Here is a 15,221-nt window from a genome sequence, read left to right as displayed (position 1 = left end):
AAGAACGGAACAAGGAGCCCTCGCGGGCTCCTTGTCGTCTTTCTGAATAATCACCCCCGCGGCCAACGGTAAGGCGCCGCATGTTGGAGCATCGCATGGAAGAGCAACGCCCACTGCTCCAACGATAACGAAGCGGCCAATTGATCCCGATCCACCTTTGCGTTCTTCATCGTCGTTTTTAGCTGTGCCGGCGTAAAAACCCCTTTAAGCGCATCGGCCACGGACATTCGCGGTTGACTCAGCACATAAGCCGCGAATGCGGCAAATCTCTTTCCCTCCCGGGCAGGAACTAAAGGGCGATCCCTACGGACAATTCGCACAATAGCCGCATCTACGCGCGGAGGCGGGGCAAAATGAGCGCGAGGAACCGTCGTTCTCATCTCGAACAAAAAGTTCATCCTCCACGCTAGCAAACGCGGATCCACCGTAGAGGCTTCCGTAAACCTTCTAGCCGCTCCTTTTTCTAGGATTAGCGCTCCTCTTTGAAATGCTCTGCCTTCTGCCCCAAGCAGTCTATCGAGAATGACCGTCGTAATGGAAAACGGAATGTTCGCCACTACGCAATACGGCGCCGTAGGCAGCCTTATTTCCCTAATGTCGCCTTGGATAATTTTAATATGGGGGCGACACTTCGCCTTCATGCGTAACGCCTCGACGAATTTCTCGTCTATCTCTACCGCCACTACCCTGCCTGCTTTATCGGCTATCGGGAAGGTAAGAACTCCCTTGCCCGCGCCGATTTCGAGCACCGTATCGGTCTGCTGCAAATGCGCCGTATCTATTAGTTGTTTGATCGTTTTCGGATTGTGCAGCAGATGCTGACCCGTAAAGTTCGGTCCCGACTTGCTTTTTCTGATCGATCTATGTTTTTTATTCTGTCCGCGCATGGAATCGTCCTCCCGAAATGAGTTCATACCAATGAACAACAAAAAACCGCAGGCGTATGCCTGCGGCGGATGAACGGGAATGGGGACGAACGAATGCGCGCATTAAAACAAACTCTTGTCTAGAAGACGACAAGGAGTTTCCGGATTTTCTGAAGCAGGGATAGATCACGGGCTTTTTTGAGAACGCAAAAAAGAGACAGACGCGCTGTCCCTCCCTATCCATCCTTGCACAGGGATATCCTAAAATGGGCAGACCGATTCCGTTTTGCTCCGCACGCAGGCAGAGCCTTTGCTCACTATTTAATTAGTGCGACAAAGTGACAAAACGCAATCTACCGAAATAAATAACACCCATTGTTAGGACAACCCTCCGTTCCTTGAATTGATGCTATTTTAGCACAATCCATCTTAAATTTACAATCGGTTGCGCCACCAATACAACGCCTCGAAGATCGCGAACACGCCGACTGCCGCTACCGACGACCCAAAGAATGTCGACCGCGGCAATGACAAGCATAGCCGCCGGAGTAACAATGCTTCTGGTCAGGGTCTCTCCTCTAAGAACATTCCCACCCCTTCTAATTTAGTTGAACTACACAAAGGTTTTGGTTTCTTCAATCAGGTCACTCAGTTCGGTGAAAGACTTTTCCAAATGCTCCCGATTGTCTGCGACTAAACTGATTATATTATTAACTCTCTTGGAGTACAGGCTTGGAACCAATCGAAATGAATCCGCAATTGCAACAGCCCCTTTTTCGTTCATCCAGTAGCATTCGTTAACGGCGAACAAAACCTGATTCAAACAGGATATCGACCGAAAACAACATCCGGCGATGTACGCTAAATCCGTTTTATGCATGCCCTTTCTCCCTGTATCCAGCGCAAAAGTCGCTTCCCAAAGGAACTTCTGAATCATTGCCTTTTTCAATTCGGCCGGATACGGAATCGTTCTTGTCTTCATTTCTCCAATAATACCGGAAGGATCCCATAACGCTTGGCATAAGGCGATCTCCGAAAAATAAATGGAGTTGATAAATCCGTGCGGATGCCCGGGCTGGTAGTCGACGGTAATTTCACCCGAGAGACATTGCCGCATCACGGTAGATACTTTATTTAGATCACGATATAGAAAATCGACGGGATAATGATTAACATCCAGCCAGCCGCCACCGTTAATCCATGGCCCCCAGCCACCGATTTCCGTAACTAAGTCAGGTCTACCCGCATCATCCATATCGGCAGCGACCTTTTGAAGCCCGGGAATATCTAATCCATTAACGGAATCGTAATAGATGCCAATATCGATATCCGAATTGTCAGTATGACTCCCCCTGGCTCTTGAACCGCCGAGAACGATAGCTCTCACGCCGTTTATTTGCTTTAGACTGTTAACCAGCTTGGAAATCGTATTGTCAGGTCCCATAAACCCTCCGTGCTCGACTATTTATATTTTCCATCTTAACTGAAGCCTCTAAACAAACAAAGGATTAGTATTCTTTAACGGTTCTGTCCGTTAGGGCAACTTCGATAGTTCGCTAAATCATTTAAGTTTCATTTAAGGCTCGTCCGTTAAGTTAGGGGCATACCAACCGAAAAGGAGTGCCCAATAAATGTTGAAAAGAACATCCGCTTTACTGATTGCCCTGCTGATTACGCTAACGTGCGCGGTTTCCGTGTCGGCCGCAACCACGGTCAACGAAACCGCTATCCAACTATCCGACAACGGAGTATCGGTTAACGGCAAATCGGCTTCGACCGACCCGGCTTCCGCCGTGTACACCGGCGCGGACATTGTCTATTACGAAGCCGGACATGACAGTACCTACGGAGAGGGAAAAGCCTCGGACGAGCATACCGCCAAGGAGGCGGCCGCGCATACGGTAGTGACTATTACCCAACCCGGAACGTATCGCGTCTCCGGTAAGCTGTCGGTCGGCCAGCTTGCCATCGACTTGGGCGACGGTGCCGCCAAGGATCCGAAAGCGGTCGTCGTCCTCATTCTGGACGGAGCGGACATCACCTGTACGGTCGCTCCCGCCGTCATCTTTTACAATGTGTACGAACCGTACAGCGCATCCGAGGATACGAAGGGCGTCACCGATCTCTCTTCGGCCGGCGCTCAGGTCGTCCTTGCCGACGGATCGGCGAACAAAGTAACCGGCTCTTACGTCGCCCGAATTTACAAGGAAGGCACGACCAAGAAGTTGCACAAATACGACGGAGCTTTCTATTCCAAAATGTCGTTGAACATCTCCGGCGAATCTTCCGGCACCGGCGAGTTACGCATCCAGGCCGCCAACGAAGGGCTTGATTCGGAGCTTCACCTGACGATTAACGGCGGGAAAATCGAAATCCAATCTCAGGATGACGGGATAAATACGAATGAAGACGGAATTTCCGTCACCACGATTAACGGCGGCTATCTCAAGGTGAATGCCGGGCTCGGCTCGGAAGGGGACGGCATCGATTCTAACGGCTATCTTACGATCAATGGCGGAACGGTCGTAACCATGGCCAACGAAAGAAGCCCCGACGGAGGCATAGACGCCGACAAAGATATTGCCCTTAACGGAGGGACCGTCGTTGCCCTTGGCACTCGCAACGATGCGACGGGTTCCAACTCTAAGCAAACCTTTATCGAACTGGCTTTCGCTTCGACGCAACCTGCTGGAAGCGTGATTAAGCTTACGGACGCGAGCGGCAAAGCCCTGTTGACGCATACGGCGGAGAAGGCTTTCCAGAGTCTGACCTTCACGTCGGCGGATTTGGCCTTGAATACCGAATACCATGTTTATATTAACGACGGTCAGCAGCAGTATACTGGCAATTCCTTCGGCATGATGGGCGGTCCCGGCGGTCGTCCCAATAACGGCCAAGCGCCGGGTGAAGCTCCTCCCGCAGGCGGTCCGGCTCCGGGACAAGCTCCTCCTGCCGGCAACGAAAGGCCGACAGACAGACCGGAAGGAATGCCCGCTTTCCCGGACGGCTTCAATCCGCTGAATCAGCAAGAGAATGACGTCAATACCGTCGGCTCCATCGCGTTCGTCATCACGGATAAGATTCACAGCTTCTCCGGGGTATCCGATTCCGCCGATGCCACAGGCAAGACGCGCGTATCCTTCACGGTGAATAACGGGAAAGGCATCGCCAACGCGACATCAGGTAATAAGCCTCTGCTTACGTCCATTACCGCGAACGCGAAAGTACCCGAACAGGATATTCAGATCACCGTTACGGACATCCCTTCGGAAAGTTATTCCGAAACCCGGTTGCTCTCGGAAGTCAAGGACTCGCTGTCGGATCTCATGCCCGATTCGGACGGCACCTACCGTCTCACTGCTGCCGTCGTGTCTACCAATACGGAGTACGCCGGCGTTTCGCAATGGCAATTTACGATCGGCGGACTGCCGTTTACGGACGTTAGTCCGACGGACGGAGCCTACGATGCCATTAAGGCGTTGTATGACAAAGGCATCATGAACGGTACCGGCACAACCAGTTTCTCCCCGAACGCAACAGTGAATCGGGCGACGGCCATCACGGCGTTGGGACGACTGCTTGGCGTGGAGACGGCCGATACCGACCGCTTCCCGGACGTGAAGCAAGGCTCGTGGTACGGCGGATATGTCGGCTGGGCGGTCGCCAACGGGATCGTGCAAGGCGACAATAACGGGCAGTTCCGACCGAATGACAACCTCGCCGCCGCCCATATGCAACTGATCTTAGATCGCTACGCGAATTTGATCGGGAAGGAATCCATTACCCTGAACAGCGCGGGCAGCCTGTTGACCCGCGGAGAACTGGCCATCGTGCTGGCATCCCTTCTGTAAGGCCTGCAAGCTTGCATAAAGATCAGCGACCGCTATTTCCGATTGTGGAAATGGCGGTCGCTTTATGATATATGGCCTACGTATATCTAGTCCAGGATCTTAAGGTTTGAGCAACGTCCGCGCCTTCCACGATCATTTTCCGAATATCCTCGTTGATCAACTGGCGGGAGGAGTTCCACTTCCTGTTCTTGAAGAAGCCGCTAACCTGCACATGGTCGATTTCCTCTAAGTAACGGGACCAAAGGGGATGTTGGTTCAATCCGCGTTGCTCCGACTGCGATCGGATAGCCGGAGGCATCCAGGAATGGCATTCTAGCAGATAATGTCGCAGAAACGCCCATGCCATATGCGGGCTACGCGACTTCGCGGTAACGCCCGCTCCTCCCATGTATATCATGTTGGCGTTCCTGCGTCCGGGCATATTCGGCAATCCGACGACGCCGATTCGAGCCTCCGGCCGCTCCCGAAGCCAATGATGCGCATCCCAGTTGAAGGAGAATCGCATCGCGCTTTCTTCATGCCAGGAATTCGCCAAACAAGGTTCATCCGGTTTCCGAACGATCCGGTGCTCGCGAAACGCATCGACGACCATCCGAAACGCTTCGATCGTAGCCGCTCCGTCAACGAATCCTCTAGACGTCGAACCGTCCGGGGATAGGTAACTTCCCCCGTTTCGCATAACGAAAGGCTCGAACCACTCGATGTCCACGCCGAGTCCGAATCCGAACTGCGCAGCGACTCCTTGTTCATCGCGGATCGTTAGCCTTTTCGCCAGCTCGACCATGTCCTCCCACGTCCACGCTTCGTCCGGATAAGCCAGTCCGGCCCGGTCGAACTTCTCTTTGTCGTACAGGATCAACGGCGGACTGATCTCGATAGGCAAGCCGGGCAGCGTCCCGCCGAACTTGGCCACCCGCATGAGCCCCGGATACAAGTCCTCCTCCAAGCCGTTCGTTTCCGCTACGTAGGGGGTCAAATCGACGAACAGGCCGTCCAAGTTACCGACCGGATAACCTCCCGTCTCGACAATATCCGGCGCATCATCGGAATGAGCGGACTGCATCATCTCGAAATAATCGTTCGCCTGCTCGATCTCGATTTGAACGCCGGGGTTAGCCTGCTCGAAGGACTCTTTGGCCGCCATTACTTGGTGCATGTTATACGCGATTTCCGTCATAAAACGAATGATCATGGAATTCTCCCTCATCTCGAATGGTTTAATACTTTCTCCAAATAACCGATCGCGGCATGCTCGAATTCCTTCGCTCTGCTTAGAGATTCCGCGCATTGGGCACGCAGTTCGGTTGAGAGCATCTCGGACGTTCGGATAAAAGGGACGGCTTCGCTCAGTCCGTCGAACTCCTCGGCGGCTTGCTCGTAAGCTTCCGCTGCCAAAAGCGTTAACCTCATCGCTTCGGTTCTGAACGGAACGGTGCGCAAATATTGCGATGCATAGCGCTTGGTCTCGGCATAATAAGCGAACAAATGACCCATTCCGTATCGATTCGGAAGGTGACAAGGGTCTCGCAGAAACCAGATCCAACGGTCGTAGGCATCCAGTCCGGAAGTATATTGCAAGTAGCTGGTCGAAGGCGAATATACGCAGCCGTTCCTTGCGTATTCGATCGCGAACCGGATCGTCTGCTCCGCGAGTTCCCGGTTCTCGGCTTCCTCCGTCCGCCGGACCGCTTTCTCGGGCTCCTTCTCCCCTTCGATACCCGCTAAGAAGCGCACCGGATTATGGATGACGTCGTCATAAGACAGTTTCTTTCCCTCGGGAATCATTGGGTCCGTTAAGTAAACCGTTCGAAGTTCGTCGTCATATCCGTAAATCATCGACCACTCGTGGACATACGGCTTGGATACTCTCGTATCAAAGTAGAGCACCGGCTGCCCTTGGTTGATATGCTTGCGGACAAAAGGAATGACCGCTTCTTCGATGGGAAGCACGACCGGGAACCGCTCTACCGCCCCCAGCACGGGAACCGGCGAATTCGATAGTTGACCGCAGAGCACGGTAATCCGGTAGCCGAGTTTCGCGAAAAAATCGTGCACCGTTTGTTTCCAATCGAAGACGTAAACGCCGTCCGCGAAGGTCGTTCTATTGGAAATCTTCATGCGAAAAGCAACCGTCGATATCCCCATAAGTTTCGCAGGATCACGACTATCCTCCCGTAAAGCCAACATCCGGCCGATAGCGTTGACTAATGAAGAAGCCTTTAAGGGCGACTGCGTCGTCCAATCCGGCAACTGCAACACTTTGCTTGTTCGCATGCCTCCACCTCCTTTCTGCTCCGACATCAGGCTGAAGGAGACGCGGGCGTGTTCCTTGCCGAGCTTCTTACGGGAGCGGTAAATGTACGTGTATACCGAGCCGATAGACATTTCGTACATGTCGGCGATGGCTTCCGGGCTGAGCTGGCGATAGAAGTAGGCTTTGAATATTCCTCTCTCCTTCGCGCTCAAGCAATGAAGTAAGGCATGAATCGTTTCGTACAGATCTTTGCGAAGCAAGCTTTCGGCCGGATCCTGCTCCTGCATCGCGGCATCGGACGCTTTGCGCGCAAGGTGGTAGAGCATGCTGTCCAGATCCTCCCAATCTACCGAGGCACCGCCTTTCATGCCGGAATGCATAGCCGAAAAAGGACTTTCCTTCCGATGGGGCCCCCCGCGCCGCAAGCGCATGTTCGCTTGGTTTCTCGTGATTCGATACAACCACGGGAGAAATCGGCTCGTATCGGACAAGGTGCCCAGATGAAGAAACGCCTTCACGAATGCGTCCTGCACGATGTCATCCGCCAGGTACGCATCTCCGGTCATCCGTTCGGCCCAGCCGTGGAGGCGGTCCCGATGCTGCTCGAATAACTCGCCGAACGCCTCCGTATCGCCAAGCTGCGCCCGCATCACCAGCGCTTGTTCGGATTCGGTTTCGGGACCTGCCGCTTCCTTGATCCCGTCCAACCCGACCGTGTTCCCCGACTCCATCCCGTCTTCGCCTCCCGAGTCTCTCTTCCGCCTCACTATGCTAGATGCCAATAACCGCTCCGATTTGAACAACGTTCTAACTGATTTCCCTATTTTTTTGCATATCCCTTCTATAATCCTTTAAAGAACTGACAAAGCCGGCATGTCGTAGGTTGCTTTCTTATAAACCATGGATTATTATTTGTACAATAATCATGCGGATAGGAGGCAAAAAGCGATGAAAAAATCCGGACATTCGACTGCAACGGGATCCGTCTGCCCATTTTCAATCCAAGATTCAACCACACCGACTCTTATTGAAAAAATGACCGGAAGCTTTTTGCCTCCTTCTATTAAAATTTGAGATAACGAGGGTAACTAATCCTCTGCGAATTTTAATTTAAAGCGGGAACAGGCGCCGGTTCAACTGCGGCGCCTTTTTGTGTACCGAAAAACAAACGAGGTGAAAAACTGGTGAAAAAAGCGGATGACTTCGCCTCCTAAAAATATACACACCATTTTTAGGAGGCTAAAATATATGATCATGATATTCGCTCTATCTGTCCTTATGGCTGCCATAACGGTGGATATGGTCAATCCCGTTCTTCCGCTTATAAGCGGACATTTCGTAGCTTCGAAAGCCCAAGTCAGTTGGGTAGTGAGCGGCGTAGCGCTGCTATTGGCGATCGGAGTTCCCGTTTATGGGCGTTTGTCCGATTTCTTCGAGTTAAAGAAGCTGTTTTCTTTCGCCGTATTGATCCTGTCGTTAGGAAGTCTGATTTGCGCCCTCGCGCCGAGCCTTCCCGTTTTGGTTTTGGGACGAATGGTTCAAGGCGCAGGAATGTCGGCCATTCCCGTCCTTTCGATCGTCGCTATTTCTAAGGTTTTACCACCTGGAAAACGAGGAGGCGCTCTAGGCATCATAGCAGGCTGCATTGGCGTCGGAACAGCCGGAGGCCCGATTCTGGGAGGAGCGATCGGACAATTACTAGGCTGGCAATCTCTGTTCTGGTTTACGTTTTTGATGTCCATCGTAATCGTTATCGGTGCACGCTACGCGCTGCCGACGATCAAACCGGCGGTTGAGGCGGCCGGAAGGCATCGCAAAATAGATCTAACCGGAGGAACGTTGCTTGGGCTTACGGTAGGGTTGCTTCTTTTTGGCGTAACGCAAGGAGAGACTGTCGGTTTTGCTTCTTTCTCTTCATTAGGCAGCCTATTGGGCTCTCTATTGGCTTTGATAGGTTTTATCCGGCGCATCGTCACCGTTGATAATCCATTCGTGCCGCCAGTCTTGTTTAAAAACAGGTTTTACGTAAGTTCGGTTATCGTTGCCGTTTTTTCGATGTTCGCTTACTTTTCAGTGCTTGTTTTCGTTCCGTTGCTGGTCGTGGAAGTGAACGGGCTGTCCCCCGGACAAGCGGGAATGATCCTATTACCAGGAGGTACGGCCGTGGCGATTCTATCGCCATTCGTAGGCCGGATTTCAGACCGATTGGGGACGAAACGTCTGATTATTGCAGGGGTGACCGTGATGGGGATTTCAACTTTATTCTTGTCGACCTTTGCCTCCGGGGCTTCTCCCTTTTTGGTTTCCGTGGGCGTATTGGGCGTGGGGATCGCTTTCGCGCTTACGAATTCCCTTGCTAATAATGCTGCCATAAGCTCGCTCAAGAAAGATCAAGTCGGCGTGGGAATGGGAATCTTCCAGGGTTCATTATATCTTGGAGCAGGTGCGGGTGCCGGAATGATCGGCGCATTATTATCCGCTCGCCGAGATGCCGAGAATTCCTTGAATCCCCTATACATGTTGGATGCGATATCTTATTCGGATGCATTTCTGGCAGCGACCGCCGCTGTGATGATTGCCTTAGCATCGGCATTCGGGTTGCGGAACGACAGTTAGCAATAAACCGTCTGTTTGACGAAAAAACAGCGGCGGACTACGACTTTATTTTCAAGTCCTAGTCCGCCGCTGTTTTTATTTCATAATGAAGAATTCCGCGCCGATCGCAATTAGTTCCTCGTATAGATGCTCCTTGGAGTCAAACTTATAATTCTTTTTTCATAACAACAATTTCCCTGCCTTGAATGGCTAACCGTTCCACTTCCTCCCAACCCAAGTGTCTATATAATTTTTCAGCCGTACTCGTATATAAGTAGATTTTTTTCAAACCCGAATGACATGAAATCTCTTCGATATGTTTGCAAAGGAGGGTGCCGTAGCCTTTATTTCTATTCTCTGTTGTCGTGTAAACTAAAGCTAACCAGGGTCCATACTTTGAAAATCTGGAGTCAAAATCTACTAATTTCACGTGGTTATATAAACCAGCTGTTGCAACCGGAATATTGTCGGCCTTCATGATGACTTGAAAGGGTAATCCTGCTGCGGGGAAATTCGTGATTTGCTGAACTGTTGTTTCTTCGGCGATATTCCATTCGCTTGAATACCATTTTGCAATCGTTTTTATTAAGTTTAAGTCCTCTTTTTCCACTTTTATAAATGAATATAGACTCAAGTAGTTTGATCTCCTCTCCACCTATGCTTTTTAACATATTACCATAAAATAGTTAATAACGATCTCTGAGCGGCCGAAACACCACCACAACGCCTATGTCGAGGTTATTTCACCCGTTAATGTAAAGCAAACTTGACATTATGAATGATTTTATATACATTATGTATATCAAACTTAACCTTAAAAGTTCACCCTGGAGGTGTGTGGCATGACTTATCAAGAAAAGAAGAGCATCGTATCGATCATCAGCGCCATCCTCATTTTCGTTTCCTTTAGCGCGTATAAGTACGTGCGGTATCCGGAGGAAGGACTGGAGCCTACGGAAGCTTTACGCTATTGGGGCTCCTTCGTCCTCGTTCTGACTTTGGTTTCCATACTCGCGCATATCGTGATCAGCATCGTTTTCAACATCGTTTTTCGGATCACGACCGGGGAGAAGGAGCCGACATTCGCCGACGAACTGGATAAACACATCGAATTAAAGGCGAACCGAAACGGTTTCTTCGTATTTATCCTCGGCTTTCTTCTTGCGATGGGAGCGTTGGCCATCGAACAGCCGGTACAGGTAATGTTCGTCACCTTGATTGTCTCGGGATTCATTTCCGATATTACCGGTTCCGTTACGAAACTTTATCACTATCGGAGAGGAGTCTAAGATGGGCAAAAATCTTGTCGGCAATCACATCCGCAAATTACGGTTCAACCATGACGAAATGACGCAGCAGCAATTGGCTGACAAGGTAGGCGTAACCAGACAAACCATAGTTGCGCTGGAAAAGGGCAACTACTCCCCCTCGTTGGAGCTGGCTTTTCGCATCGCTCATGCCTTCAGCATGCCTTTGGAAGAGGTATTCTTTTACGGGGATAACACGGAGGAATAAGAACTCAGATTATCATTACGTTTACTGACTTTGAATTTATTAAAAGAGGAGATAAACAATGAATTCAAACAAAGTAGCCGCAAAAATCGTGGGGGTACTGTTTATTCTTGCAGCCGTTTCTTCGATAATTGGCCTTAGTTTATATGATCCTATCCTTAAAGGTCCCGATTATCTAATTAAAGGTTCCGAACACGCCAACCAGCTCGGACGCCGCCTATTTTCAAGCTTCAGGCGCTTTATTAAAGGCAATACACGACTGGACCTTTTTGCTAGGCCCTGCCCTTATGCTGGGTATCAACACGATAATGTATAGTTATATATTTTTTATGCACTGCGGATAAAACAATTGCTTAAAGATACTCATCCGTTGCTATGTTGTTAACTTCTAGATTCTTTGCCGCGAAAGACTCGGCTGCTGCCGATAGATAATAAGCCAACCCGGTTTGCTGGCCTTCGAGCATTTTAAGATGAAAGTCGTCACTTAGGAAAAATCGAGTCTGTGCCGCAAAATCATTAGCCGAAATCGGATTCCCATGCCCATTCATAAACTCGAGATGGTTTCCAATCCAATTTCCTATTTTCTCATCGTTGTGCTTTATGCCTTCTCTTAATGAACTTGCCATATTATTCATGAACGTCATGGCCTCAACCGCTTGTTCATTTAATTCCAGAACATCTGTTGGAGCAACCTCTAGAGCCTCCATCCCATACGTTTCCTGCAAATATTGATTTTGATCGGTCAGCGCACGTTTCCAATCTTCCTCGTTTTCAAAGCCTTTGAACATTTCCTGATTATCCATGGTTTCCCCTCCCTTTATATGCGCAATGGACTTACGCAAGGTTTGAACGATGATATCCAGCCTCTGTTTGCGTCTAAGAAGCAGCTCCTCCTGTTCCGAAAGAATGGATAGCCGATCCGAAAGATGCTCCATCATTTCCTTGATTTGATCCAAGGGAAACTCCAACTCTTTGTAAAAAAGAATCTCTTGCAACCGTTCCAACTCTTTCGATCCATACAACCGGTATCCAGCATCGCTCACCGTACTCGGTATGAGGAGGCCAATCTTGTGATAATAATGAAGCGTTTTGATCGTGACATTGGATAGTTCCGATACTTCTTTTACCGTGTACAGCATTGCTCATTCCTCCCTTCCATTCGTAGCTTAAAGCCTTCCCTAAGAGGAGAGTCAAGACGAAAATTTTTAAGAGGTTCAACAGCCCGCCTTGCGGCAACCTGTCACAGCCCCCAAACTCGCATCCGATGTGGTTTCATCACAACTTATAAATTTGAAGACTTATTACATACAAAGAGGAAAATAGAAAAAAATGGCGAATAATGTAAACTGAATAGTCTTAAAGACTTAGTGGATGAAAGTTATTAGAAGGAGTGGGATCTCCCATTTACAAGAAATCGTTGCTTTCATTGTGCGCAGCAATCCTTTTGTTATTAGGTGCAGGAGGCTACTTTTATTATCAGAACGTGTACCTTGTAAACTACAAAGTGAAATCCGTTATCAATCTGGTTAACGCCGATGAAATTGATGAAGCTTATCAAGTGTATGAAGACATCCTGCTTAAAGGAACGGATAAGAGTAGCGTTAAAGCGATTAAAAAAATCAACGGAAAATTGATTTCCGAGGTCGAAATACGAGTCGATAAATATATCGAGAATGCAATTGACTATAATACGGCCAATAATCGCATTCAAGATTTAAAGTCCTTCGAGTCGTTAAAGAACGATTTAAAGAGTAATCAACAACGTCTGGATAAATTCAAGAAGTCAAAGGATGCCTATGAGAATGCGAATAAACTCAGAGACAACAAGGAATATGAAAACGCAATTATTAAATATAAAGAAGTTATCGTCGAAGATACCGAAAATTACGCTTCTTCGGCAGATAAAATCCAATTAAGCATTAAAGAAATGCTTGATTACGTTCTAAACAATTCGGAGCGTCTTTTTGTTGAAAAGAAATACGAGGAAGCATACAAGGAAACCAAGAGGCTTGATGAATTCTACCCGAACAATGCTACCATTAAAACTAAACAGGACGCTTACCTGCAAGCTTTATACAAAGAAAATAGCATTCAAGTTGACCGCAACATTAGCAGTAAACAATACGATGATGCTATTACAATTTTAAAGCGTACTAAGGAGTACTTTAAAGATGATCTGGAATTGATCAAAAAAATTACTGAAGTTGAGGCGTTAAAACAAAAAGCAATTGAAGAGGAGAAAATACGCAAGGAGAAAAGAAAGAAGGAGCTTTTGGCGCAAGCAACCTCTAAGTATGACGATATGACCAGGCTTACAACTATCGTTCCAAAGGGCTATAGCGCAACTTATGTAAATATTAGCGGTCGAATTAATCTCGAATCTCGAATTAGGATTGTGAAAGATGGTTCTGCCGCCTTCACTGTAATAGCGGGATTCCAGCAAGATGATTGGGTGTTCACCGATAAAATCATTTTTAATATTGATGGAGAGCTCTTTGATTGGGAGGTAGCTTTCGGAGATAGACAGTCTCAGGTTAACTACGGCAATATTGCGGAATGGGTGACTCGCCACAGCTTTGATAAAAATGAATTGATAGATCAAATGCAGAAAGTAGCAAATGGGAAATCAGTTAAAATGAGGTTTGACGGAAGCCAAGGGCATCGAGACCATGTCGTAACGGAATCTGAAAAATCAAATATGAAACTAATGATAGAGCTATACACGTATTATGATAATTTAGATGACTTTCTGATAGAGACGGGAGTCGAGTCTACTTGACTCAAATGCAAAATACAGAGCAATGGCGTTGTATTCGCCTTGCTCTGCATTTAGAATCTCCAAACTATAAAATGTCTTTCCGTTCTTCCTCTTCCCCACCGCAACAGGAATCCCCTCAAAGCTAATCCAATCGCTCCAGCTACCGTTTACCCACCTTCACGACATCAATTGCCGGATTAGATGCCAGCGTTCGGGTTGTTCGGGTTCGGGTTGTTCGGATTCGGGCTTGGTTCCGGGCTTGGGCTCGGCGTTGGGCTCGGCGTTGGACTCGGAGTTGGGCTCGGAGTTGGGCTCGGAGTTGGGCTCGGAGTTGGGCTCGGAGTTGGGCTCGGAGTTGGGCTCGGAGTTGGGCTCGGGTCAGGTTTGGTAACTAGCGATTCGGTTGCCGTAACCGGAATCGGGTTACTCTCATCGTTTTTCACAGGGTTTCCAAATAGCGTCAACACGTTGCCGATATCAATTAATGGCATTTTGGACGGATCATCGAATTGTATAGCCTTATGCAACTTGATAATGATCGTCTTCCCGTCCTCGGACAGCTCGAAGCTGTCTAGCTTCGGATCTAGCGGCACGCCGCCGATTTTTATCTGCGACAGGTCGAAGGACTTTGGGTCGATCCGTACAGTCAACTTTAGATTCAACTTGTCGCCCGCCTCGAAGAGCGCTCCTGACACATGCAGAGGTTGGGACTCTTCGAACTTTTTGGCGGATGCGTAGGATCCAACAGCGAGCTCTTCTCGATCTGCTGGCGTATTCCCGCCGAAAGTACCACCCGGAGCGTTATTTAGTAAATTAAGCTCGAGAGCCATTGCGACGTAATCTTTAGCCCAATTGGAAACAGTCGGATCGACAACAACTGGGGCAGAACTTGAGCCTGGGGTCGCCGCTCCCTTATTCAAGCCAAATCCTCGAACTAAAAACGTGGCTAATTGCTCCTTGGTCACCTTGCCCGCAGGGTTGAATGTACCTTCACCATAGCCATCGGTTATTCCTGCAGCCTTCATCGCTTCGATATAGGGTAACGCATCGCCGAGCCCGGGAGTGTCGGACTTTACGTCTTGAAAGGATGATTCCTTGAGATTCGTGTCGACTTTCAATCCAAAAATCAACGCTGCCACCTTCGCGAATTGGGCGCGATTCATCTCTTCTTTCAATCCGAAAATACTATCGGATACACCGTCAAAGATACCTGCTGACATCAACGCATCGAACTTGGCCTTCGTCGCTGCGTCCAAATCCTTTAGGTCGGTGAAGTCGGCTGCCGTCTTCGCTGAAATTATGTTGCCGCCATATGGCACGGCTAAAGTTAAACTAAGAGCCAATAAAATAGACTTGTAAAGCGATTTGTTGTTCATGAACGTTAC

The 15,221-nt window shown here is 49.0% G+C and carries 14 protein-coding genes; 7 read left to right on the top strand and 7 right to left on the bottom strand.

The window, feature by feature from the left end; genetic code table 11:
- Positions 1–50: 50 nt before the first annotated feature.
- On the bottom strand, positions 51–887 hold the full coding sequence (gene erm, locus HH215_RS24175; RefSeq protein ID WP_169282218.1) for a 23S ribosomal RNA methyltransferase Erm: 837 nt from the start codon (positions 885–887) through the stop codon (positions 51–53).
- 592 nt (positions 888–1,479) lie between these two features.
- Positions 1,480–2,310, bottom strand: coding sequence for a nucleotidyltransferase family protein (locus HH215_RS24170; RefSeq protein WP_169282217.1), 831 nt, complete (start codon positions 2,308–2,310; stop codon positions 1,480–1,482).
- Positions 2,311–2,497: 187 nt separating this feature from the next.
- On the opposite strand from HH215_RS24170, the gene HH215_RS24165 reads away from it, so the two are divergent.
- Positions 2,498–4,717: a carbohydrate-binding domain-containing protein gene (locus tag HH215_RS24165; RefSeq protein ID WP_169282216.1), complete on the top strand. Its 2,220-nt coding sequence runs from the start codon at positions 2,498–2,500 to the stop codon at positions 4,715–4,717.
- Positions 4,718–4,793: 76 nt separating this feature from the next.
- Here HH215_RS24165 and HH215_RS24160 read toward each other — a convergent pair whose 3' ends face one another.
- The gene (locus tag HH215_RS24160; RefSeq protein ID WP_169282215.1) at positions 4,794–5,909 is read right to left on the bottom strand and encodes an ABC transporter substrate-binding protein; all 1,116 of its coding nucleotides are present in this window, start codon (positions 5,907–5,909) and stop codon (positions 4,794–4,796) included.
- Positions 5,910–5,920: 11 nt separating this feature from the next.
- Complete coding sequence (locus HH215_RS24155; protein ID WP_169282214.1) at positions 5,921–7,702, bottom strand: RNA polymerase sigma factor; 1,782 nt, start codon at positions 7,700–7,702, stop codon at positions 5,921–5,923.
- Positions 7,703–7,919: 217 nt separating this feature from the next.
- On the opposite strand from HH215_RS24155, the gene HH215_RS36740 reads away from it, so the two are divergent.
- On the top strand, positions 7,920–8,045 hold the full coding sequence (locus tag HH215_RS36740; RefSeq protein ID WP_256376623.1) for a hypothetical protein: 126 nt from the start codon (positions 7,920–7,922) through the stop codon (positions 8,043–8,045).
- A gap of 174 nt (positions 8,046–8,219) precedes the next feature.
- Complete coding sequence (locus HH215_RS24150) at positions 8,220–9,587, top strand: MFS transporter (RefSeq protein WP_375140462.1); 1,368 nt, start codon at positions 8,220–8,222, stop codon at positions 9,585–9,587.
- 145 nt (positions 9,588–9,732) lie between these two features.
- Here the strand turns inward: HH215_RS24150 and HH215_RS24145 are convergent, their stop codons facing one another.
- Positions 9,733–10,200 (bottom strand): GNAT family N-acetyltransferase, encoded by a 468-nt coding sequence (locus tag HH215_RS24145; RefSeq protein WP_169282212.1) that lies wholly within the window; start codon positions 10,198–10,200, stop codon positions 9,733–9,735.
- A 208-nt stretch (positions 10,201–10,408) separates the two neighbouring features.
- Here HH215_RS24145 and HH215_RS24140 point away from each other — a divergent pair, with 208 nt between their 5' ends.
- From HH215_RS24140 to HH215_RS24130, 3 genes are read left to right on the top strand one after another with little or no spacing between them, the layout of a single operon-like run.
- A complete protein-coding gene (locus tag HH215_RS24140) occupies positions 10,409–10,855 on the top strand; it encodes a hypothetical protein (RefSeq protein ID WP_169282211.1) in 447 nt (148 codons plus the stop codon).
- Between the two features lies 1 nt (position 10,856).
- Positions 10,857–11,081 (top strand): helix-turn-helix transcriptional regulator, encoded by a 225-nt coding sequence (locus HH215_RS24135; protein WP_169282210.1) that lies wholly within the window; start codon positions 10,857–10,859, stop codon positions 11,079–11,081.
- 58 nt (positions 11,082–11,139) lie between these two features.
- On the top strand, positions 11,140–11,394 hold the full coding sequence (locus HH215_RS24130; protein ID WP_169282209.1) for a hypothetical protein: 255 nt from the start codon (positions 11,140–11,142) through the stop codon (positions 11,392–11,394).
- Between the two features lie 37 nt (positions 11,395–11,431).
- On the opposite strand, the gene HH215_RS24125 is transcribed toward HH215_RS24130, so the two are convergent.
- A complete protein-coding gene (locus HH215_RS24125) occupies positions 11,432–12,217 on the bottom strand; it encodes a MerR family transcriptional regulator (RefSeq protein WP_169282208.1) in 786 nt (261 codons plus the stop codon).
- A gap of 305 nt (positions 12,218–12,522) precedes the next feature.
- On the opposite strand from HH215_RS24125, the gene HH215_RS24120 reads away from it, so the two are divergent.
- Entirely contained in the window at positions 12,523–13,857 is a 1,335-nt protein-coding gene (locus HH215_RS24120; protein WP_169282207.1) for a hypothetical protein, read from the top strand.
- Positions 13,858–14,033: 176 nt separating this feature from the next.
- On the opposite strand, the gene HH215_RS36110 is transcribed toward HH215_RS24120, so the two are convergent.
- Entirely contained in the window at positions 14,034–15,212 is a 1,179-nt protein-coding gene (locus HH215_RS36110) for an S-layer homology domain-containing protein (RefSeq protein WP_217362238.1), read from the bottom strand.
- Positions 15,213–15,221: the final 9 nt, after the last annotated feature.

It is taken from the genome of Cohnella herbarum, assembly GCF_012849095.1.
GTDB lineage: Bacteria > Bacillota > Bacilli > Paenibacillales > Paenibacillaceae > Cohnella > Cohnella herbarum.
Note: the sequence above shows the minus strand (reverse complement) of the source record. Positions and strands in the feature narration are given on the sequence as shown.